Source organism: Solibacillus sp. CAU 1738 (assembly GCF_039888725.1).
Classification (GTDB): domain Bacteria; phylum Bacillota; class Bacilli; order Bacillales_A; family Planococcaceae; genus Metasolibacillus.
Genome location: NZ_JBDQQN010000009.1, coordinates 49,995 through 71,284, shown reverse-complemented (window position 1 = coordinate 71,284; position 21,290 = coordinate 49,995). Strand labels below are relative to the sequence as shown.

Sequence of the window (21,290 nt, the reverse complement as noted above, 5' to 3'; positions counted from 1 at the left end):
AATGGGCTCACTATAAACATACCAATCAATATACCTATTAATCCAACAATAAGAAAGCTTAACATATTCTTATTCTTCATTTCTTAATCTCCTTCTTCCTTCTATTAAATCTTACCTTACTTTTTGCCTCTCGCATCCAATCAGCAAGCCGTGCAATTTTCTCTATACAATCATCCTTTCTGTTGCTTTTTTCATTATGATTCAGAAAATAAAAGGTAGTAGTAAAGCGCGATCTTTGACTTTTAAATCCGATAAATTTACTCTTGTTTTAGAAGGAGTGAATCACATGACAACTTATTTAACACCATTTACTTTTAATAACGGCGTCACTATTCGTAATCGTTACGTGATGGCGCCAATGACAACTTACTCAGCAAATGCTGATGATACAGTATCAGATGCGGAGATTACATATTACCGTGAGCGCTCATATGGCGTCGGTGCGGTGATTACAGCATGTGCTTACGTGATTCCCAATGGGAAAGGCTTCCCAGGTCAAATCTCGGCGCATAGCGATGAATACATTCCGAGCTTAAAACGTATTGCAGATGCGATTCATGACGGTGGCGCAAAAGCAATTTTACAAATTTATCATGGTGGGCGCCAAGCAGTACGTGACCTAGTGCCAAATGGCGATGTCGTAAGCGCAAGTGAAACCGTTGCAGCAGATGGCGGTGTGGCTCGTGCATTAACGGTAGAAGAAATTGAGGAAATAGTCGTAGCATTTGGTGAAACGACACGTCGCGCAATTGAAGCAGGATTTGACGGTGTGGAAATTCACGGTGCCAATACATATTTATTCCAACAATTCTTCTCAGGCTTTACAAATAAACGTACAGACCGTTACGGTGGCTCTGTTGAAAAACGTATGACATTCTTATTAGAAACTATCGATAGTGTAAACCGTGCAAAAGCGCAATATGCCGATGACCAATTTATCGTTGGTTATCGTTTTAGCCCAGAAGAGCCTGAAGAAGACGGTATCACTCTAGATGAAACGGTTCAACTTGTAGATCGTTTAGCAGATGAAAAGCTCGATTACTTACACATTTCATTAGGGGATTTCCGTGCAGAAGCGCGTCGTTATAGCGGTGAAAAAGAAAACCGTATTAAAATTTTAAAACGCGTGATTGACGGTCGTGTACCGTTTATCGGTGTTGGTTCAATTTATTCACCAGAAGATGCGAAAGAAGCGATGGAAACAGGTGCTGATTTACTTGCACTTGGTCGTGAGTTATTAATTGAACCACACTGGGTAGAAAAAGTAGCAGCTGGTGAACCAGTTATTACTGAAATGGATATGAGTCGTGATAATAACATTCCAGAGTCACTAATGAACATGATGAAACGTAATGTTGGTTGGGTGCCTGGCGTAAAATAATTGCAAAAAATAAGGAAACGCTATGACGAACTGACCTAAAAAAAGACAACATAAAGAACAAACTATCTACGATTATCTGTTTCGTACTTGGTTTGATTATGATTGAATCAGGCATTTTTATGTTTGTCGCTGGTGGCTTCCCAACTGAACATGAAAACGAAACAGCTCAATACTATATGAATACGATGGAGGCGACAGGTTATTTTGCACCGATGCTAGTGATTGTCGAAATCATTTGTGGGATTTCATTTATAACAAAGCGTTTTATGCCATTTGCGTTAATTATTTTCATGTCACTATCTGTTAATATGGTGATGTTTCATTTATTCTTAGTGCCATTCACAGGCTGCCCTGCATACAGCATTTTCTTAATGAATGTTGTATTAATGGTGAAGCATTTACTGGATTACCGCAATTTATTACAGGCAAAAACAGTAGCTTAATATTCAGTATAGTTAGAGGTAAGAAAAGTTTGATTAATGAAACGGGTAGAACAAGTATTATTTATTGATACCGTTCTATCTGTTTTTTTATTTTTCTTATCCTCGAGATTCTATAGAGGCTACCAAATCAACGTTAGGTAACCTTTCATAAAAGGTTGTTATTCAATAATCTGGCCTTATTGTTGAACAAAACTAAATACGATTATTAAACTACTGCTTCGTTAGTTAATTAGCAACAATCTTTTCGACAGCAAAAAGAAAAAAGAGGAATAGACTGATTATGCCTATCCCTCTATATTTAGATTCCCTTTTTGTTTGTCCATTTTCACAATTTGTCGATTTTGGAGGGCTGCATTTAATAATCCACCTGAAATTAAAATAATGCCTGTAAAATACAGCCATAGCATTAGTACAATGACCCCTGCAATACTGCCGTATGTTGCACTATAGTTAGCAAAATTATTAACATAAAATGAAAAGCCATACGTTAATATAACCCACCCTAGTGTTGCAAATACAGTGCCTGGTATAATACTACTAAATGTCAACCGTGGGTCTGTATTTGGCACAATCCAATACATAACGGATACGACAGTAATAATTAAAGCAACTGGCGTAATCCAACGTATAAATGTCCAAACTGACTCGAATGAACTTTCAATACCCATATAGGAAAATAACAGATTACCAAGCTGTTGACCAAAAACCGGGAAAATAAGTGCAATAAAAATGAGTACTACAAGAGATACAGTAAAGATTATTGACCAAAAACGATTTATAAATCCAGATTTCCCCTCAACATCGTACGCTCGATTTAATCCTTTTATGAGCGCATTCACACCTCTTGAAGCTGACCACATAGTCCCGATAAAACCTAAAGATAAAAGCCCACTATTTTGATTCGTTAAAGCATCTACAATGATATCTTCTGTTAACATATATACTTCGGCAGGCATTATATCTCCTAAAAATGCAAACACTTGATGATGCTGTAATTTTAAATAAGGCAACAATGTTACTATAAAAATAAGTAGTGGAAAAATGGATAGTAAAAAATAGTATGCCAGTTGTGCTCCCATGCCTAAAATATCCGCACGATTAATTCGATTCACTATATCAATAGTAAAGCCTTTTATCGTTGTTACGTCGACTTCAGACTCATTCGGTGAAACAAAGGATTTCACGAAGGTAATAACCTTGGATGAGTTTTTATTGCGCACTTTTATAAAGCCTCAACCCCTTTTATTCACTGCACGTTATCATTTGAAAAGGCTTGTTTTGTTTCCGATACTAAACTCATCACTGTTTTAGGCAATTCTTTTGCATCTTCAAGATGGCTCATAATTGAGTTTATATTCGTCGAAGTAGTAGTATACAACGATTGTGCCTGCTCTATTTTTGTTTCGATTAGTGTTTGCAACTCATCGCGATTTTGTGCATAGTAAGATACTGTTTCTTTTACCTTTTTCGATGTATCAACCGTATGCTCACGTGTTTTCTTGTCAAACATACTAACAGCAGCCCCAGTTATAGCTCCTAAAATAATCGCTGGTATTAATTTACTCTTCATTAATTTCTCCTCCTATATATACTGAATTATTCCCGATATTGTATAATGTACAACTTTTACTACTTTTATTTTAACTAACTTCCGCCGTTTTTGAAAGTGAACACATAAAAGTAGCAGTTGACAACGTTCCAGCAAAATGAAATGATGTTTTCGTATACATCGAAAGGTAGGTAAACGTATGAATTTAACAACACCATCACAAGAAAACGTGATTTATATGGTAGAACAAATTAAAGAGAAATTACGTATGGTAAATGTAGATGCGATGAAGTCTGATAACTTCAATGAAGAACATTACGAGGATTTACTATATTTATTTGAAATGGTTATGAAACGCGATTCATTTAGCCCTAGCGAAATGCAAGCAATTGCAACAGAGCTTGGTTCTTTACGTAAATAAAAATTGTGGACTCTAGGGAGTCCACAATTTTTTTGTTATATTTGAGTTTTCTTGGTTTACCGGCGACTTTCAAAATAATTACTTGTTTAAAGCAACGGCAATGCCTGCGCCAACTTTTGCATTATGTTTAACTAATGCAATATTTGCGTCTAAAGATTTGCCTTCAGTTAATTCTTTTACTTTACCTAATAAAAATGGTGTTACGTTTTTACCTGCAATACCTTGTTCTTCTGCTTCTTTTAAAGCTGTAGCAATAATGCCGTTAATGAAGCTTGCCTCCATTGAATGCTCCACTGGAATTGGGTTTGCAATAATCGCTCCACCACGTAAACCTAAATCCCATTTCGCACGCATCATTGCAGCTACTTCTTCAGCTGAATCAGCACGGAAATTGACATTAAAATCGCTTTCACGTGTGTAGAATGCTGGTAATACATCCGTTTCGTAACCGATAACTGGTACACCTTTTGTTTCTAAGTATTCTAAAGTTAAGCCAATGTCTAAAATTGATTTTGCACCAGCACAAACTACTGCAACATTTGTCATCGCTAATTCTTCTAAGTCAGCTGAAATGTCCATTGTTGTTTCAGCTCCACGGTGTACCCCACCGATACCGCCTGTTACGAATAGCTCAATACCTGCAAGTTCTGCACAAATCATCGTCGCAGCAACTGTTGTCGCACCTAGTTTTTTCGTAGCTAGTAAGTAACCTAAGTCACGGCGAGAAGCTTTTGCTACCCCTTGTGCATTACCGAACATTTCTAATTCTTCATCAGATAAACCGATTTTGATTTTACCGTCGATTAGTGCAATTGTAGCTGGAACTGCACCGTTGTCACGGATAATTTGTTCTACTTCACGCGCTGTTTTTACGTTTTGCGGATATGGCATACCGTGTGAAATAATTGTAGATTCAAGTGCTACGATTGGTAGTCCTTTTTCCTTTGCCTCTAGTACTTCTTGTGAATATGATAAATATTGTTTCATTTTAAATTCCTCCAGTTTTTATATTCGTCTTGTGCAACTTGGCGCACTGTCGTATCTGCTTGTAACGTATTCGCTGCATGATATAAACCAAATTCAATGGCATCACTAAACGCATCTTCTTGCATAATGCCGTGTAAACAAGCACTAACAAATGCGTCACCTGCACCTGTTACGTCAATAATATGATCTACACTATAGGCAGGATAATGCTGCAAATCGTCTTTACTACCTGCGATGACTCCTTTATTTCCAAGCGTTAATACAACATGTTTAGCACCTTTTTCTAGAAGCTTTCTTACTGCCTCAAAATAGCTTGCTTCATCGCTAAGCTGGACTTGTAAATAAGCTTCTACTTCATCTCGATTACAAATGAAATACGTAACACCTGTTAAATCATTTGGCATGCGATTCATTTTCGGTGATGAAACAGGGACAATTGTAAGTGGAATACCACGATCTCGTGCTAATTGCTGAACGTATATGACTGTTTCTTTCGGACAGTTTAAATCAATAATAATGCCCGATGCGTTCATTAATGTCGCCTCGTTTTTTTGTAAAATAGCCGGGGTTAGTGCATTATAAATTTCCATATTAGCAAGCGCAATGACAAGTTCGCCATCACGGTCTAATACAGCTGTATAAGAACCTGTTTGCTGCGCTTCTAGCTTTTCTACTAAATCTAATTCGATAAATGCACTACTTGCACGTTCAATCATTTCTGCATCTTGGTCATGCCCAACTGTTGTTAATAGCTTTACTTTACTACCTAAACGGCCAAGATTTTCAGCAATGTTTCGCGCTACACCACCGACGCTTTCAGTTGCAGTAGCAGGATTTGAAGTGGCAAGCTGAACTTCATCAGTAATATGAAATTTTCTATCTACATTTGCTCCACCAATTGCAACTATTGTGCCCTTATGAGGTAGCACATACGCACGTCCAATAATCTCTCCCTTTTTTATTAGGCTGGAAATAGTATTGGCAAGGGCCGGTCGAGACATATTAAGATTATCCGCCATTTCCTGCTGAGATAAATAAGGATTATCATGAATACATTGCAATACTAGTTTTTCTTTTTCATTCATCATGTATCTCCTTTTGAACATTTGTTTAGATTATAAACTTTTGTTTTTATAAAGTCAAAAAAATAACATGTATCAAAATAAATTGATACATGTTGTTTTCATTATTGATCTACAATTGCCGTACCATCTTCAGCAATTAATGGTTGTATAAGTACTTCTACACGGCGGTTTTTCGCACGTCCCTCAGCAGTATCATTAGATTCGATTGGATTAAATTCCCCGAAGCCTTTTACGCTAAAGTATTTTGAATCGAGCTCTTGATTACTATCTACAATAATTTTCAAGAAATTCACTGCACGCATTACAGATAATTCCCAGTTTGACCTGAATTCTGCATTATTCATCGGTACATTATCCGTATGACCTGTTACAACCACATTGCGCTGTGGATTAAATACTAAAATTTTCGAAAGCTCCGTGGCAATTGGTAAATACTCTTGTTTGACGTTTGCTTTCCCTGGATCAAATAAAACGCTATCACGAATCGTAATGAGCAAGCCCTCGTCGGTCATTTTTGATTCAAACTGCTCTTCTAACTCATTTACAGCAATAAATTCATCTACTCGGCCTTGAATTTGTTGCAATTCTTCCTGGTCTTCTAAGTATTTAGTAACTGCATCGTTAAGTTGCTCGCTTGACGCATTTGGATTCGGTACTACTGCTGAGTTTTCCATCACACCGGAACCGCCATTAAAAACTTGACCGAATACAGCTGCCATCTGATCCATTTTCTCTTGATCGACAGAACTGGAGGCAAATAGTACGATAAATAAAGCTAGTAGTAATGTTAGTATATCGGCATACGGTACTAACCAGGACTCGTCCATATGTTCTTCGTGCTTTTTATGCTTTTTATGCTTCTTTGCCAAGGCCACCCGCCCCGCTTTCCGTAATTTGCTTACGTTCTTCCATTGTTAAGTAAGAAGCAAGTTTTTGCTCAATTACACGTGGTGCTTCCCCTTCAAGAACAGATAAAATACCTTCTATCATCATTTGTTTTTGTTTTACTTCGATAGCTGATTTTCGTTTCAGCTTGTTTGCAAATGGATGCCATAATACATAACCAGTAAAGATACCTAGTAATGTTGCTACGAAAGCGGCTGAAATGGCATGTCCTAGTTTTTCAATATCATTCATATCTTTTAACGCTGCAATTAATCCAATTACAGCTCCGAGTACCCCAAGAGTTGGAGCATATGTACCAGCTTGTGAGAAAATCCCTGCGCCACTAGCATGACGGTCTTCCATCGCCTCTACTTCTTCTGTTAATACATCACGAATATAGTCGGCGTTTTGTCCATCAATAGCAAGTGTTAAGCCATTTTTCAAAAACGGATCTTCCACTTCTGCTGCTTTACTTTCGAGTGCTAATAATCCTTCACGACGAGCTAAATCCGCCCACTGTGAGAACATTTTAATAATATCAATATCATTTGCTAATTTTGTTTCTGTAAATAGGATTTTAAATAATTTTGGTACTCGTTTTAGTTCTTTCATAGGGAATGCAATAGTTACTGCCGCAATCGTCCCGAAGATGATAATTAAAATAGCTGCTGGATTCATTAATGCACCAAGTCCAACACCTTTTAACACCATACCTGTTAGTAATGCAGCAAAGGCGATTACTATCCCTATAACCGATGATATATCCATATGTACTACCTCCAATTACTATTTCTGTATTTACTTCGGTCATATTTTCAGTTTTTTAATAGTTCTATTCATCTAGTATAATAGCAATTCAATGTTTTTTCGATGTATTAATGTTTTTTCTTGTAAAATTCGGTATATTTAATTATATAGAATCAATATTTCAAAAATTATATTAATCCAAAACGGAGGTAATAAACCAATGAGCTCAAATTTTGATGAAAATTTATTAAAGTATGCTGAATTAGCAGTAAAGGTAGGAATAAATATTCAAAAGGACCAATACCTTTATATCCAAGCTTCAACTGAAACTGTACCATTTGTTCGTTTAGTAACGAAGGTGGCATATGAAAATGGAGCCAAGCAAGTATTTGTTGATTTTACTGATGATGAAATCGCTCGTCTTCGTTACGAATTAGCGCCCGAAGATTCATTCGACTACTTCCCTGAATGGAAAATATTAGAGCGTGAGTCGTTAGCTGAGCAAGGTGCTGCTTTTATGTCTGTCGTTTCACAAAGCCCGGATTTATTAAAAGGGATTGACTCAAAGCGTATTGCAGCTAACCAAAAAGCAACGGGAACAGCTCTTAATAAATACCGCCAGTACGTTCAATCTGACAAAATAAGCTGGACTGTTATTGCAGCACCATCTGCAAAGTGGGCAGCTAAAGTATTCCCTGCTCTTCCAGAAAACGAACAAGTAGATGCTTTATGGGATGCGATCTTCAAGGCGACACGTGCAGATTTAGCAAACCCTATTGAGGAATGGAAGAAGCACGATGAAACTTTACATGAAAAAGTAGCTTACCTAAATAATAAAAATTATGCAAAGCTACATTACACTGCTCCTGGTACAGATTTAACAATCGAATTACCTAAAGGACATTTATGGTGTGGTGCTGGTAGTGTCAATGAACGTGGTCATGAGTTTATGGCAAATATGCCGACAGAGGAAGTTTTTACTGTGCCGAATAAGACAGGCGTAAATGGGTATGTATCGAGTACAAAGCCACTAAGCTACGGCGGCAATATTATCGACAATTTTAAAGTAACATTTGAAAATGGTCGCATCGTAAATGTTGAGGCAGAGCAAGGAGAAGAAGTGTTAAAAGCGCTTGTAGAAACAGATGAGGGCTCACACTATTTAGGCGAAGTGGCATTAGTACCACATGGATCACCTATTTCTGCTTCTAACTTATTATTCTTCAATACATTATTTGATGAAAATGCATCGAACCATTTAGCAATCGGTAGCGCCTATGCGTTTTGTTTAGAAGGTGGCAAAACGATGTCGCAAGATGAGCTAGCTGCAAATGGCTTAAACCAAAGTATTACACATGTTGACTTTATGATTGGTTCTGGAGATATGAACATCGACGGAATTACAGCTGATGGTCAAAGTGAACCAGTATTCCGTAAAGGCAATTGGGCATTTTAGCTGTCTCTTCTTTCATAATGTCGTCACAGTTACGCTAGTAAAATTTAACTAATACGAAAATCTACTACAATTGCTAGATTGTTTAATGTATAATTATTGTAATAAATATATTTTTGGAGGGGCTCACTATTATGAATCATCACCATCCATTTGGACCTGAGTACTACACAACTGTACTAGGTTTCTCGGTAGTTATTCTTATTTGTTTATGGTTCTTTATCCATTTCTTACAAGTAGGTTTAAATTCTTCTGATTCTGTACGTATCGATCCTAAAAAATAATTATTTAAAACAGTCGCGTTTTAGCGACTGTTTTTTTTCATTTATATGCTTTTTTAATAAATGTTCGCTCGATTTTCACAAGAAATTTTCTCATATATGTCGATATAGTTTGAATTCTCTTTCTTTTGCTTTAAAATTGTAATGTAAGGAAAGGGGTAAGGAAATGACTTCACTGCAAGAAATTTTAAGCTTTAACGAAGTGTTCGTAACAGATAAAAAGTACGAACCTTTTATTACAACAAAGTATCCAGATAAAAAAATTGTAATTCTTTCTTGTATGGATACGCGATTAGTCGAGCTATTACCGAAAGCTATGAATTTACGGAATGGCGACGTAAAAATCGTAAAAAGCGCAGGGGCAATCGTTAATCATCCATTCGGAGGAATTATGCGCAGTCTGTTAGTAGCGGTATATGAGCTTCAAGCAGAAGAAGTATACGTTATTGGTCACTATGATTGTGGGATGAGCGCCATCGATCCTGATGTGATGCTTAGTCATATGAAAGAACGCGGCATTAAACAAGAGACAATTGACACTGTGAATTATTCGGTATTTGATTTACGCGAATGGTTGCGTGGCTTTGGCGATGTAACGACAAGTGTAGTAAAAAGTGTAGACTTAGTGCGTAAACATCCACTAATGCCAAAAGGAATACCTGTACATGGTCTTGTTATTGACCCTAGCACAGGACGCCTAGATTTAGTACAAAATGGTAGTGAATATCTTTAAATAAGAAAAACGCGCGGAAACTATCTCCGCGCGTTTTCATCTTCCTGCAATATCGCATACATAAAATGGTCGACCCATTCGCCGTTTATAAAAAGAAGTTTACGTAGCAATCCTTCCCTAGTAAATCCAGTCTTTTCTAATACGCGAATAGATGCCTCATTTCTCGGTGAAACATACGCCTCTACACGATGCACTCCTACTTGATTAAATGCAAACTGCACAACTGCTCGTGTTGCAGCCGTCGCAATTCCCCGCCCTGCATATCGTTCATCCATCGAATAGCCAACAAATGCGCTTGAATAAGGTAAGCGTTTCACCGCATACAACGAAATATGGCCAATTAATTTATTCGTACCTTTTGCAAAAATACCAAATGAAAATTCGCGTTTTTCAGCTAGTAACATTAAGTTCTCAGCAATCTTTCTACGCTGTGCCTCTACCGTATAAAAATCCGGCCGATGTAGCGGTTCATACGTTGACCAAAAATATTTATTATCAGAAAGAAGTATCGCTAAACTTGTTGCATCAGACTCAACTAAAGTACGTAAATCGCACTGATCACATTCGATTGCAATCACTGAATCACCCTTCTTTTGAAGTAAGCTCAATAAACTCTTCAACATCTGTTATACATAGAGCAATGCCCTTCTCCCAGAAATCACGTTTCGTTATATCTTCCCCTAAATGCTTCATTGCTAAATCTTCTACTGTCATCACTGCTGTATCACGTAATAACGCTATATACTTTTCTTCAAAGTTGCTACCTTCTTCTCGTGCTTTTGCGTAAATGCTTAACGAGAATAAGTAACCAAAAGTGTACGGGAAGTTATAGAACGGTACACCTGTAATATAGAAATGCATTTTAGATGCCCAGAAATGCGGATGTGCTTCTCCAAGTGCACCTGCATATGCTTCACGTTGCGCCTCTTCCATTAACTCATTTAAACGAGCTGACGATACTATGCCACCTTTACGCTCCTCATAGAAACGTGTTTCAAATAAGAAGCGCGCATGAATATTCATAAAGAACGCTACTGAACGTTGAACTTTATCTTCTAGTAACGCAATTTTTTCTTCCTTAGTAGCTGCTTCATTTACTGCTGCATCCGCTACAATCATTTCAGCAAATGTGGATGCTGTTTCTGCTACGTTCATCGCATAACCACGATTTAACATATGCACTGGACGTAATGCATATGAGTGGAATGCATGTCCTAATTCATGTGCAAGCGTCGAAACGTTTGACATTGAACCCGAATAAGTCATGAAAATGCGTGATTGATTGGCAAGTGGCATACCTGTACAGAAGCCACCTGGTCGTTTATTATCACGATCTTCTGCTTCAATCCAGCCGTCTTCAAATGCCATACGTGCAAATTTTTCTAATTCCGGTCCGAATTTACCGAATTGCTTTAAAATAAATTCAGCCCCTTGTTGATAAGATAGCTTTGCTGTTGATGTTGTTACCGGAGCATCAAAATCATAAAAGTCCATCTTTTCTTTTCCAAGCATTTGCGCCTTATGTGTAAGGAATTTTGCAAACGGTTCTTTATTGTCCGTAATTGCTCCCCACATTGCATCTAATGTTTCTTGTTTCATACGATTAATTTGTAATGGTTCTTGTAATACTTCTTCCCAACCACGTTTTTTATATGTCGCTAGACGGAATCCAGCTAAGTGATTTAATGTCTTTGCAAAAAACTCTTCTTTTTCTGTGAATACTTTTTCAAGAGCCTCGAAAGCTGCTTGGCGAACTTGTGCATTAGGATGTGAGCTTAAATTATTTGCTTGTCCAACAGATAGCTGCTTTACTTCACCATCCACTTCGACTTCAACTTTAATATCACCAATTAATAAATTGTACATTTGGCCCCAAGATGAGTAACCATCGACTCCGAGTGATGCAATTAATGCTTCTTCCTGTTCAGAAAGTCTTTGTTTTGATTTTTCACGCCATTCAGTTAATACGAAAGCGAAATCGCTAAGCTCTTCTGTTGTTAATAGTTCTTCAAATACTTCAGAATCAATTTCACCTAGCAATTGGTGAAAACGTAATGCAGCAGGTGCAACAGTAGCACCGATTGCACTAAGCTGGCTTTGTAATAATAGCGCTTGTCGATCAGTCATATCTTGTGCTGTTAAACAAGATAAAACGCCTCCAGCTTGTCCCATATTTGCGTTCACTTCTTTAAATTTTTCAAGTGTATCCGCTAAAATATTTGCTTCAATTTTCGAAGTTGGTACTTGTAGGCCTTGGACATGCGCCGTTAACGTAGCAATCTTTTCTGGAATTGCATTAATAAAAGCGTGAAATTCTTTCGAGTGACTACCACCAGGGAAAAATACATCTAAGTCCCATACTTCTGGATAAAGTGTTTTTGTCATTGTTTTTTCCTCCATTAAATGCTCTTATTTTTTTGTTTTCTTTTTTCTTTTGTACTTTCTTGCTCCTGCACTTCTTCTTGCTCTTTATTTAACATGTTCGTCAAGCTTAGTCCTCGACGTGTTGCTTCTTTTTCTATATGCGCAATCGTCTCTTTCAATACTTGTACACGCGCATGCAATTTATCATTACCTGGTACTACAATCCATGGTGCATTTTCAGTGTCCGTTTTTTTGAACATTTCATTTGCCGCTACAACATAATCATCAAATTTTTCACGATTGCGCCAATCTTCATCTGTTAGCTTCCACGCTTTATACGGATCTTCGGCACGTTCATTAAAGCGTTTCAATTGTTCATCTGAATCGATATGTATCCAGAATTTCATCACGATATAATCGCCATCAGTTAATAATTTTTCAAAGTCATTAATTTCATCGTATGCACGACTCCACTCTTCTTTTGTAGCGAAGCCTTCAATGCGCTCCACTAATACACGCCCGTACCAAGAGCGGTCAAAAATTGCAATTTGTCCGTGCTGTGGCAGCTTTCGCCAAAAGCGGTGCATGTAGTTATAGCGTAGTTCATGTGGCTGCGGCGCTGAAATTGGATGGACAATCAAACCACGTGGATCTATTCGTTCCGTTAATCGTTTAATGGCCCCACCTTTACCAGCTGCATCCATACCTTCAAATACTAAAATTAAACCAATCTTATTGTTGAACAAAAATTGTTGCGCGTTTAACATTTCATATTGAAGGACTTTTATTTTCTTTTTATACATTTTTTTATCGAGCTCTAATGACAAATCTAAATCTTTCAATTTCACCATCTTATCCCCCCTTTTTTATGTATTATTTCTATTTTATCGCAGATTAACTGGTAGTAATACCCTTTTACTTGTAATTAACTAAATATTTAACTTTATTTTCAGATTTTTTTAACTGCCTGTAAATGTCCGATTGGTTCTACTAACTATCGGTGTAGATGAAAGTATTCTACACCGATAGAAGTTTCACGGGGTAATACACCTTTTTATTATGACTTCACGAATAGAGCTCTCCTCAAATGGAAATATCATTTTATGCTATCATTATTTTACTTTGTATTTGTTGTTGAAAACTGTTGAAATGTATATAATTCTAGAGAAAGGAGAGGGCTTAATGGGCCGTATTTTAATACTTTTTAGTTTTTTACTAGTGATGTCAGCATTTACAATTCAAACATTTTGGCGTAGTTTAAGTGGAAAATCGACAATTGAGCTTATTAATCGTTTACCGCTATTATTCTCCCCAGCCAATTACGTATATTTATGCTGGTTATTAATATTTGCAAGTCTTGTAGTATGGATTGTGCACTGTTATAAACATCGCAACTCGAACTCCGTCACGTCGCTACAAACGACCTTATTCGCTATTTCGAGTATTTTTCTTATAAGCTTTTTTATTGCATGGCATAATGGCCAAAATGGCATCGCTATCTTTTTATTCGTTTTACAACTCCTTTCTTTGTTCGGACTATATATTACGTACCCGTTAACGACTGAAAATATTAAGATTCGTATACCGATTGCTTTATTTTTAAGTTGGAGCTTGTTTTTCTTTATTACCTTTATGTCCTATATAATTGTTTACTTTAACTGGCATGGATTCGGATTAAGTAATGCACTATGGGCTGTTATTTTGTTAACATTTGGTACTGCAATTGCACTTCACCTGCGCTATCACCATTTCGATATTGTTGCGCCAATCATATTTATTTGGGGCTATGTAGGTATTGCAATTCAAAACGGCTTAGAGGAGCTTTTAGTTACTACAGCTGCATTATTTTTATGCGGTGTACTCATCGCTGGCATTTTATTCGTCAAAAAAAATCGTGGGTATTAAACCCACGATTTTTTTATTCATTTTCTAAAGTTGTTAAAATAATCGGTTTATCTTTTGTAACGATAATAGAATGCTCAATTTGTGCTACAAGTGATTTGTCTGGTGTAATGAATGTCCAGCCGTCACCTGCTTCAACGATATGCTCTGCTTTTGCTGAAATGAATGGCTCTACTGCTAAAACCATTCCTTCTTTCATCATAGTCGAATCCCACGCATCATAATAATTTAATATATGGTCAGGTGCTTCATGTAGAGATTTCCCAAGACCGTGACCTGTTAAATTCATAATAACTGTTAAGCCGTGGTCATTCGCTTCACGCTCAACTGCTTTACCTATTTGGTTTAATTTTGAGCCTGCTTTTACTTTCGTCATTGCACGTTCAAATGCAGATTTTGCTACAGCGCATAGTTTTTCTTTCTCTTCATAACCATCACCAACAACAAACGAAATACCAGTATCCGCAAAATAACCATTCAAAGAACCTGAAACATCAATATTAACTAAATCGCCCTCTTGAATTACTTTGCTTCCTGGGATACCGTGAGCAACTTCATGATTAACACTAATGCAAGTATATCCTGGGAAGTCGTATTCACCTTTAGGACCTGAAACAGCGCCAACCTCTTCAAACATACGACCAGCAATTTCGTCTAGTTCCTTCGTTGTCACACCAGGTTTTGTAGCAGCCTTCATTGCTTCACGTATTTCCGCAACGATTCGACCGATTTTTTTAAAAGCATCTAATTCTTCTTGAGTTTTTACAATCATTTTAAACGTCCTTCCTCTAAAAAATCTCTTTCTAATATAACATACTTATGAAAATAAATAGTGCTACTCGTATCTTGTTTTTTCATTTAGTACTTAGACGAAAGTCCTGTTTCGCTCGTGGGAGCTTGTGTTTCGCCCGTGGCACAATGGTTTTCGCCCATGGGAACTCCTTTTCGCTCGTGGCACACCAGTTTTCGCCCCTGGGAGCTCCTTTTTCGCTCGTGGGACACCGGTTTTCGCCCACGGGAGCTCCTTTTTCGCCCGTGGCACAACGATTCACCCGCTGGAGCTCCTTTTCCGCTCGAATCAAATACATAAATACACACAAAAAACCACTACCTCAGTGTTCACCGAAGTAGTGGCTAGGTATCTTATTTATCGTTTCAACAACTTTGGTGATGCTGTAAATAAAAATGCACAGACAACAGCTGTTAATATTATCGCTGGCAACATATACGACCCATTGTAAACAATAGAATATACCCATACATTTTGATCACCGGCATATTCAGAGAAGAATACAACCCCTGATAATGTGTGTACGAAGTAGCGTAAAAGGCCACCAATAATTGCACCAATTGAAACATAGATAGCTATTTTTACTTTATTCATCCCAGCTAGTGCTGTTAATAATGGTTGTCTCACAACTGCCGCGAGTCCTACAGCTGTAAACGCAAAACCGTAATCAAGTAAAGCTTGTGCCCAGTGATAAATTTTTGGACCTAACACCATTTGCAATACGCCGATAAGTAGTCCTGTAACAAGGCCTGCTCCTATACCCCAGCGCATCGCCATTAACACAATCGGCACCATAACAAAACTAACTGAGCCACCTTGTGGTAAACTAAACGACAACATGTCTAAAATAATTCCGATTGCAGCAAAAATAGCAATTTCTACTAACATCAATAATCTTTCTCTGTTCATAACAAGTCTCCTTTCTTTTGTTCCCTAGAACTAAGAGGAGGAATAGAAGCCTATAAGAAACGCACAAGCGCCCTGCTTAGCCCCGACAGCTACTTGCAAACCCGAGTTTGAAAGCAGCTTTCTCGCTTTCGATAGAGGGCAGACCACTACCTCGAGTGGCTGGGCGCTGGAGCTCGACACTGCTCGAACTCCAGAAACTTATACTTTCTTACAATAAAAAAGCAACATCAGGACAGAGCCTGACATCGCTTAGAAGTCGGTATCTATCCACATCCCTACGCAAGTGTTAACTTACAGGTTCAAAGAGTTAGTACAACTAGTGTACAATCTCAGCCGACTTAATCGGCTCCCCTTGTGGTTATACAATTATTTATTGTTAGAACAATTCCATTCTACTGAATTATTGTTAAATTTTCAACTATGAAGAAATTTGAAACTAATAGATGGTATTTTGCGTACATAATACAAAAGGGAGGACTGTTTTATGGATAACAATAAAGTATTAAGTGCATTGAATTATTTTAGCGTCTTTTTCGCACCTTTTATAGTCCCTGTTATCATTTGGATTGTTGTTCAAGATGAAGAAGTAAAACGCCATGCTAAACGGGCATTATTATCACATATTATTCCTGTAATACTCGGATTTTTCTTTGTCATTTATTTTATATTTGGGCTTTCTTTTGGAGGATATCAAGGCGATGATAATTTAATATTCTTTAGCATTGGCGGTATGTTACTTTATGGATTAATTTATTTAGCTTTAATTATTTGGAATATAGTACAAGGAATAAAAGTAATGCGTTAATGTATAGTACTTTGCTGAAAAATGTATATTTAACACATCTAATGAGCACCTTAATCGAAGGAGTGCATACACTATGAAAATTAGCAAAATCTTCAAAACAGCTATTAAATGGGCGCCTATTGTCTATCCTGTCGTAAAAAAGGTTCTCGATTCAAAGAAACAATCAACTAATACGACAACACGCTCAAAATAAAAGACGAGCTTCCCGTGCTAATTAACGGGAAGCTTGTTTTTATTATTTCAAGACAATAGATGTTCGGCTAAAGCCCTCTTTCAGCTTTTCTACTTGGAGGACAGCTGGAATTGCTGCTTTCAGCTCCGCGACGTGTGAAATAACACCAATCATTCGTCCTGACTTTTGTAAATCGATCAATGTGTCGATTGCACGCATTAGTGATTCTTCATCAAGTGAACCAAAACCTTCATCAATAAACATCGTATCAATGCGCACACTACCTTGGAAGCTTTGAATGACATCTGCCATACCTAATGCTAAACATAGTGATGCATTAAATTTCTCTCCGCCTGATAGCGATTTTACATCGCGTGTTTGCCCGGTATAACTATCATAAACATCTAAGCTCAATCCACTTTGTCTCCCATGGGATTCTTGACGATCAGAGCAGATTAATTGATATTGGCCATTCGATAAATGCTTTAAGCGTACATTTGCCGCCTCAGTAATTTGTTCTAAATAGCCCATTTGTATATAACGTTCAAAGGAGATTCTCTTCGTATTTTGTCCACGCAGCATATTATATAAGTCTATTATTTCATGCGAAATTTGCTCTAAAGCAGTAATTTCATCGGCGATGGCTACTAATTTTTCCGAGTAATCAATACAGTGTCTCTCGCATTCTTGTGAAGCATTTACTGTTCGGAGTGCTTCCTCATACGCTTGTTTTAATTCCGCAAGATTTGCTACTGCTTGCGATAAATCCACTTTTTCTACATCTGCTAATTGCTGCTGTTCTTGTTCAACAAAAGAAGTAAGTGCATGTAACTCCTTTGAAAAATCGAGATATGCTTGCTGCAACTCGGCAATTTGTTCCTTCGTCCGTGATGCCTCGGCAAAATGATTAAACGTTTCAAAACCCGCTTCCTTCATATCGTTTACAAACTGTTCTCGAGCAGTTGTAAGTTTTGCATCTAACTCTTGCTGTTGCTCCGTTGTAACATTTAGTATTTCCTTTGTCTTAATACTCTCTGTATGCACCTGTTCATAATTACGTTGTGCGATATTTAATGCTTTTTGAGATGCTACTAATTGTGCTTCAACTTGTGCAATCATTTGCTGTAGTTGTGCTAAATTAGCTGCATTCGTTGGCATACTCATACGCTTTTGTTCAAGCACTGTTTGCTGCTGAACGAACGATGCATTTGCTTCATGGTACAATTGCTCAGCTTGTTGCTTAGTTATTTCTAGGTGAGTAATTTGTTGCTGCAGATCGCGTAGTTGCTGTTTATTTGCCGTCACTAATTGCGTTAATTTTTGCAAATGCATGACTTCACTCATAACTTCCTCGTAGCGTGTCATCAATTGTTCATTTGCATGTAGTGATACATTTAATTTTTGCAGCTCCTCTTCAAAACTTATTTGCGATTGCTGTGCCACTTTGAACTTCGTTTCCAGTTCTATAAATAGCTGATATTGCTTGTCCACATTTCCTTTTAATAATTGTAATTGGGATTGATCGAGCTGATCGAGACTTGCTGCGCTAATAGCTGGGTGCTCTGTACTTCCACAAACTGGACATGGTTCACCTTGTACTAAAGTTAATGCCAATGTATGAGCTTGGCTATTTAACCATTTTTCCATTTGCACATCGTATTGTTTTTGCGCTACTTCATATGCTTGCTGTTGTGTCGTAAGTTTAATTGCTATCTTTTCTGCAACAGCTTGTTCTTCTGAAAGTTTTGCAAAAAGTGCTGTTACCTCTTTTAAAAATTGCTGCTCCTCTAGTAACTGAGGGAGCTTTGCGATTTTTAATTCATCTTGTTCAATTAATAATTGTAGCTTGTCAGCAGACTGCTTTAGTTGAATATGATCGTTTGCTAATTGTTGCGCTTTCATTTGGTGTTCGTTTACTGTATTTTGCAATTGTTCAACAGTAGTGATAAGCTGGTCGATTTCTTCATATACAGGTTTTAGCTTTCCTAGTTCCGCCAACTGCTGTACATAAGTATGGCGCTCCCCTTCACGCTCGTTTTCTACTTTTAGCTGTTGCTCAACTTGCAAAAATTCCTGTTGAAGCTGATTAGCACGTGTAGAAAGTGTATTTACTGCATGCGTTTTTTCATCTAATTCTTTCTTTAATTGTGTACATTGATTATAAAGAGGAGTAAGCTGCTGTGCCTTTAACGCTGCCTCGTATTGTGCCTTCTTTGCATCGAAAATAGGTTGCTCTGCTTGCTTTTCAGCTAGCTGTTTTTGTTTTAACTCAAAGGCTGAGATACGTTCATTTTGTCTTTGTAGTTCGATAAATGCTTTCTGCTGAACATCATGCTTATTAAATGCTTCTTCATAAAGCTTATTATCCTTTTTGATTTTCATCTGGTAATATAACAATTCTTCATCTAATGCTTCGCTAATTTGGTATAAATTCGCTCGCTCCTGTAGCCTTTCAAATAGTAGGGAGTCACGATGAGGTAATGCTCCAGCGATTTGCTCGATATAACTATCCCGACGCGCTTTTGCGATTTTTTCCTGTTGCTCAGCTAGTTGCTTTTTCGTTTCAAGTTTTTTCGCAATTTGTCCGTACCGCTCTGTTTTAAATATTTTACGCAAAATCGCTTCTTTATTTTCGGATTGGGACGTTAATAGTTTACGGAATTCACCTTGTGGTAACATGATAATTTGATTGAATTGATCATATGAAAGCCCGATAATTTCTTCGATTTTTTGATTAATATCCGTAACCTTTTGACGCTCTACTACTTGTTTTTCCGTTCCATCTGGCAATATTTCCATAAAAGAATAAGCCTCACCCGTTGCTACTTTATTTCCCATTTTCACGTGAGCAAGCTGGCGCATTACACGATATTTTCTCCCGTGTACCTCGAATATTAGCTCTACTGCAGTGTTCACTTGGTCATCTGCAAAATCACTACGCATCGATTTATTTTCTTTACGGTCTTGTCCACTTCCAGAGCCGTATAATGCAAAGGAAATGCCATCAAAAATCGTCGTTTTCCCTGCACCTGTTTGACCTGAAATAACGAATAGGCGGTTATCTTTCAGCTCCGTAAAATCAATTACTTCAGTATCTTTATATGGACCAAATGCACGCATCGTTAGTTTTATTGGCTTCATTTCACTGTCACCTCCTGCCCTTCACGCTCTTCTGCTAAAAGCTCTTGTAACGCTTCTTCAAAAATTTGCAGTGCTGTATCACTTGGGGTATTGCCTGTCATTTCCGCAAAAAACCCTTTGAATAATGTACTGTCGTCTAGCTTGTCGCGAGTAATCTTTTCCTCTTGCATAATATTTTCAACACGCGATGTCTTGCGCTCCACATGCATTGCATTTTTATAAACAGTCCGTATTTGCTCCATCGCCCCAACAATTGGCGTAATATCTGTTAGACGTACAAAGACATAATCTTCACTTTCTTCATGTCGTAAAATTTCTTGTAATGTCCCTTCCACAATTCGCAAATCACGGCGTGGTGTGAGAAGACGTTTCGTTGTTGTTACCGTGCCGTCTGCTGCTAAATCAATGACTAAAAAACCTTTTTCATGATTTGCTTCAGAAACGGAAAATTTCAACGGAGATCCCGCATATCGAATTGTTTCGTTTAATACGAAATGAGCGCGGTGCAAATGTCCGAGTGCCGTATAATGAAATGGCTCAAAATAATGGGCATCAATGCACTCAGAACCTCCTATTGCAAGCGGTCGCTCGGAGTCGCTTGTATTTTCCCCTTTCTCGCCGTATGGGGTAATAAAAGCATGCGCTATTGCTACATGGCGCGCTGCTGGATCCATTTCTCTTTGTAAATTTTCAATTACTATTTTCATTGCATCATCATATGTCGCAATAGAATCATCCTCAAACACCGCTCTGACGATTGACGGCTCTGCAAACGGTATTAAATGAAAATGGACAGGGCCATGCTCATCATAAATGACGACTGGTTTTAAACTTGCTGTCATTTCACCTACGATATGCAAACCTGTTTTTTGCATAAGTTGATTGCCGAATTGTACACGTGTCGGGCTATCATGATTTCCTGCAATCGCGACAATAGGAATGTTACGCTTCAAAACAATTTCAGCTAACATATCATCTAGTAAATTAACCGCTTCAACTGGAGGAATAGCTCTATCATATAAGTCCCCTGCAATGATAATGACATCTGGCTGTTCTTCATCAATCGCAGCTACAAATTGCTCGAGCACATAACGCTGATCTTCCGTCATATAAACACCTTGTACGAGTTTTCCTAAATGCCAATCCGCTGTATGGAAAATTTTCATCGTGAACGCCTCCTCGAACTTCTTTTTTTCTATTCTATCATGCCCAAAATAAAAAACCACTTTTTACGAACAAACA

General features: G+C 37.7%; 21 protein-coding genes and 1 riboswitch. Of the genes, 8 read left to right on the top strand and 13 right to left on the bottom strand.

All coding sequences use genetic code 11. The features are described from left to right. Positions 1-286 precede the first annotated feature (286 nt). Both AAFN87_RS18655 and AAFN87_RS18650 read left to right on the top strand, forming a co-directional pair. Positions 287-1,381 carry an NADH-dependent flavin oxidoreductase gene (locus AAFN87_RS18655; protein WP_347792566.1) on the top strand — a complete coding sequence of 365 codons (1,095 nt, stop codon included), beginning with the start codon at positions 287-289 and terminating at the stop codon, positions 1,379-1,381. 98 nt (positions 1,382-1,479) lie between these two features. Further along, the gene (locus tag AAFN87_RS18650; protein ID WP_347792565.1) at positions 1,480-1,824 is read left to right on the top strand and encodes a hypothetical protein; all 345 of its coding nucleotides are present in this window, start codon (positions 1,480-1,482) and stop codon (positions 1,822-1,824) included. A 284-nt stretch (positions 1,825-2,108) separates the two neighbouring features. On the opposite strand, the gene AAFN87_RS18645 is transcribed toward AAFN87_RS18650, so the two are convergent. Together AAFN87_RS18645 and AAFN87_RS18640 are read right to left on the bottom strand one after the other, a co-directional pair. Continuing rightward, on the bottom strand, positions 2,109-3,008 hold the full coding sequence (locus AAFN87_RS18645) for a YihY/virulence factor BrkB family protein (protein ID WP_347792564.1): 900 nt from the start codon (positions 3,006-3,008) through the stop codon (positions 2,109-2,111). A gap of 62 nt (positions 3,009-3,070) precedes the next feature. Further along, positions 3,071-3,394: a YtxH domain-containing protein gene (locus AAFN87_RS18640; RefSeq protein WP_347792563.1), complete on the bottom strand. Its 324-nt coding sequence runs from the start codon at positions 3,392-3,394 to the stop codon at positions 3,071-3,073. Positions 3,395-3,572: 178 nt separating this feature from the next. On the opposite strand from AAFN87_RS18640, the gene AAFN87_RS18635 reads away from it, so the two are divergent. Next, a complete protein-coding gene (locus tag AAFN87_RS18635; protein ID WP_347792562.1) occupies positions 3,573-3,794 on the top strand; it encodes a DUF1128 domain-containing protein in 222 nt (73 codons plus the stop codon). A 78-nt stretch (positions 3,795-3,872) separates the two neighbouring features. On the opposite strand, the gene AAFN87_RS18630 is transcribed toward AAFN87_RS18635, so the two are convergent. The 4 genes from AAFN87_RS18630 to motA all read right to left on the bottom strand — a co-directional run bounded on the left by AAFN87_RS18630 (position 3,873) and on the right by motA (position 7,519). Then, positions 3,873-4,781 carry a pseudouridine-5'-phosphate glycosidase gene (locus tag AAFN87_RS18630; protein WP_347792561.1) on the bottom strand — a complete coding sequence of 303 codons (909 nt, stop codon included), beginning with the start codon at positions 4,779-4,781 and terminating at the stop codon, positions 3,873-3,875. After that, on the bottom strand, positions 4,778-5,866 hold the full coding sequence (locus AAFN87_RS18625; RefSeq protein ID WP_347792602.1) for a carbohydrate kinase: 1,089 nt from the start codon (positions 5,864-5,866) through the stop codon (positions 4,778-4,780). Before AAFN87_RS18625 ends, AAFN87_RS18630 begins: the two co-directional genes overlap by 4 nt. A gap of 101 nt (positions 5,867-5,967) precedes the next feature. Then, entirely contained in the window at positions 5,968-6,735 is a 768-nt protein-coding gene (gene motB, locus AAFN87_RS18620; protein WP_347792560.1) for a flagellar motor protein MotB, read from the bottom strand. Next, positions 6,719-7,519 (bottom strand): flagellar motor stator protein MotA, encoded by an 801-nt coding sequence (gene motA / locus AAFN87_RS18615; protein WP_347792559.1) that lies wholly within the window; start codon positions 7,517-7,519, stop codon positions 6,719-6,721. Before motA ends, motB begins: the two co-directional genes overlap by 17 nt. 199 nt (positions 7,520-7,718) lie before the next feature. Here motA and AAFN87_RS18610 point away from each other — a divergent pair, with 199 nt between their 5' ends. From AAFN87_RS18610 to AAFN87_RS18600, 3 genes are all read left to right on the top strand, one after another. Next, a complete protein-coding gene (locus AAFN87_RS18610; protein WP_347792558.1) occupies positions 7,719-8,954 on the top strand; it encodes an aminopeptidase in 1,236 nt (411 codons plus the stop codon). A gap of 131 nt (positions 8,955-9,085) precedes the next feature. Next, positions 9,086-9,235, top strand: coding sequence for a hypothetical protein (locus tag AAFN87_RS18605; RefSeq protein ID WP_347792557.1), 150 nt, complete (start codon positions 9,086-9,088; stop codon positions 9,233-9,235). Positions 9,236-9,398: 163 nt separating this feature from the next. Continuing rightward, positions 9,399-9,965, top strand: a complete 567-nt coding sequence (locus AAFN87_RS18600; protein ID WP_347792556.1) for a beta-class carbonic anhydrase — start codon at positions 9,399-9,401, stop codon at positions 9,963-9,965. A gap of 20 nt (positions 9,966-9,985) precedes the next feature. Here AAFN87_RS18600 and AAFN87_RS18595 read toward each other — a convergent pair whose 3' ends face one another. From AAFN87_RS18595 to AAFN87_RS18585, 3 genes are read right to left on the bottom strand one after another with little or no spacing between them, the layout of a single operon-like run. Beyond that, the gene (locus tag AAFN87_RS18595; protein ID WP_481886497.1) at positions 9,986-10,543 is read right to left on the bottom strand and encodes a GNAT family N-acetyltransferase; all 558 of its coding nucleotides are present in this window, start codon (positions 10,541-10,543) and stop codon (positions 9,986-9,988) included. Between the two features lie 4 nt (positions 10,544-10,547). Next, positions 10,548-12,350, bottom strand: coding sequence for a M3 family oligoendopeptidase (locus AAFN87_RS18590; protein ID WP_347792554.1), 1,803 nt, complete (start codon positions 12,348-12,350; stop codon positions 10,548-10,550). A 14-nt stretch (positions 12,351-12,364) separates the two neighbouring features. Continuing rightward, positions 12,365-13,180, bottom strand: coding sequence for a polyphosphate kinase 2 family protein (locus tag AAFN87_RS18585; RefSeq protein WP_347792553.1), 816 nt, complete (start codon positions 13,178-13,180; stop codon positions 12,365-12,367). Positions 13,181-13,511: 331 nt separating this feature from the next. On the opposite strand from AAFN87_RS18585, the gene AAFN87_RS18580 reads away from it, so the two are divergent. Beyond that, positions 13,512-14,234, top strand: a complete 723-nt coding sequence (locus AAFN87_RS18580; RefSeq protein WP_347792552.1) for a hypothetical protein — start codon at positions 13,512-13,514, stop codon at positions 14,232-14,234. Positions 14,235-14,247: 13 nt separating this feature from the next. On the opposite strand, the gene map is transcribed toward AAFN87_RS18580, so the two are convergent. Next, on the bottom strand, positions 14,248-15,003 hold the full coding sequence (gene map / locus AAFN87_RS18575) for a type I methionyl aminopeptidase (RefSeq protein ID WP_347792551.1): 756 nt from the start codon (positions 15,001-15,003) through the stop codon (positions 14,248-14,250). Positions 15,004-15,378: 375 nt separating this feature from the next. Continuing rightward, entirely contained in the window at positions 15,379-15,930 is a 552-nt protein-coding gene (gene thiT / locus AAFN87_RS18570) for an energy-coupled thiamine transporter ThiT (RefSeq protein WP_347792550.1), read from the bottom strand. 255 nt (positions 15,931-16,185) lie between these two features. Further along, positions 16,186-16,293, bottom strand: a riboswitch (TPP riboswitch). Between the two features lie 121 nt (positions 16,294-16,414). On the opposite strand from thiT, the gene AAFN87_RS18565 reads away from it, so the two are divergent. Beyond that, positions 16,415-16,735 carry a magnetosome magnetite crystal formation protein family gene (locus AAFN87_RS18565; protein WP_347792549.1) on the top strand — a complete coding sequence of 107 codons (321 nt, stop codon included), beginning with the start codon at positions 16,415-16,417 and terminating at the stop codon, positions 16,733-16,735. 235 nt (positions 16,736-16,970) lie between these two features. Here AAFN87_RS18565 and AAFN87_RS18560 read toward each other — a convergent pair whose 3' ends face one another. Together AAFN87_RS18560 and AAFN87_RS18555 are read right to left on the bottom strand one after the other, a co-directional pair. Beyond that, on the bottom strand, positions 16,971-20,048 hold the full coding sequence (locus AAFN87_RS18560; protein ID WP_347792548.1) for an AAA family ATPase: 3,078 nt from the start codon (positions 20,046-20,048) through the stop codon (positions 16,971-16,973). Continuing rightward, positions 20,045-21,214: an exonuclease SbcCD subunit D gene (locus AAFN87_RS18555; protein WP_347792547.1), complete on the bottom strand. Its 1,170-nt coding sequence runs from the start codon at positions 21,212-21,214 to the stop codon at positions 20,045-20,047. The genes AAFN87_RS18560 and AAFN87_RS18555 overlap by 4 nt, the downstream gene beginning before the upstream one ends. Between the last annotated feature and the right edge of the window lie 76 nt (positions 21,215-21,290).

What these genes read in the sequence shown, in the direction of transcription:
- AAFN87_RS18625 (WP_347792602.1), bottom strand. Translation starts at nt 5,866, where the DNA reads ATGAATGAAAAAGAAAAACTAGTATTGCAATGTATTCATGATAATCCT.
- map (WP_347792551.1), bottom strand. Translation starts at nt 15,003, where the DNA reads ATGATTGTAAAAACTCAAGAAGAATTAGATGCTTTTAAAAAAATCGGT.
- AAFN87_RS18590 (WP_347792554.1), bottom strand. Translation starts at nt 12,350, where the DNA reads ATGACAAAAACACTTTATCCAGAAGTATGGGACTTAGATGTATTTTTC.
- AAFN87_RS18635 (WP_347792562.1), top strand. Translation starts at nt 3,573, where the DNA reads ATGAATTTAACAACACCATCACAAGAAAACGTGATTTATATGGTAGAA.
- AAFN87_RS18655 (WP_347792566.1), top strand. Translation starts at nt 287, where the DNA reads ATGACAACTTATTTAACACCATTTACTTTTAATAACGGCGTCACTATT.
- AAFN87_RS18600 (WP_347792556.1), top strand. Translation starts at nt 9,399, where the DNA reads ATGACTTCACTGCAAGAAATTTTAAGCTTTAACGAAGTGTTCGTAACA.
- AAFN87_RS18605 (WP_347792557.1), top strand. Translation starts at nt 9,086, where the DNA reads ATGAATCATCACCATCCATTTGGACCTGAGTACTACACAACTGTACTA.
- AAFN87_RS18640 (WP_347792563.1), bottom strand. Translation starts at nt 3,394, where the DNA reads ATGAAGAGTAAATTAATACCAGCGATTATTTTAGGAGCTATAACTGGG.
- AAFN87_RS18555 (WP_347792547.1), bottom strand. Translation starts at nt 21,214, where the DNA reads ATGAAAATTTTCCATACAGCGGATTGGCATTTAGGAAAACTCGTACAA.
- AAFN87_RS18630 (WP_347792561.1), bottom strand. Translation starts at nt 4,781, where the DNA reads ATGAAACAATATTTATCATATTCACAAGAAGTACTAGAGGCAAAGGAA.
- AAFN87_RS18610 (WP_347792558.1), top strand. Translation starts at nt 7,719, where the DNA reads ATGAGCTCAAATTTTGATGAAAATTTATTAAAGTATGCTGAATTAGCA.
- AAFN87_RS18560 (WP_347792548.1), bottom strand. Translation starts at nt 20,048, where the DNA reads ATGAAGCCAATAAAACTAACGATGCGTGCATTTGGTCCATATAAAGAT.
- AAFN87_RS18565 (WP_347792549.1), top strand. Translation starts at nt 16,415, where the DNA reads ATGGATAACAATAAAGTATTAAGTGCATTGAATTATTTTAGCGTCTTT.
- motA (WP_347792559.1), bottom strand. Translation starts at nt 7,519, where the DNA reads ATGGATATATCATCGGTTATAGGGATAGTAATCGCCTTTGCTGCATTA.
- AAFN87_RS18650 (WP_347792565.1), top strand. Translation starts at nt 1,480, where the DNA reads ATGATTGAATCAGGCATTTTTATGTTTGTCGCTGGTGGCTTCCCAACT.
- AAFN87_RS18585 (WP_347792553.1), bottom strand. Translation starts at nt 13,180, where the DNA reads ATGGTGAAATTGAAAGATTTAGATTTGTCATTAGAGCTCGATAAAAAA.
- thiT (WP_347792550.1), bottom strand. Translation starts at nt 15,930, where the DNA reads ATGAACAGAGAAAGATTATTGATGTTAGTAGAAATTGCTATTTTTGCT.
- AAFN87_RS18580 (WP_347792552.1), top strand. Translation starts at nt 13,512, where the DNA reads ATGGGCCGTATTTTAATACTTTTTAGTTTTTTACTAGTGATGTCAGCA.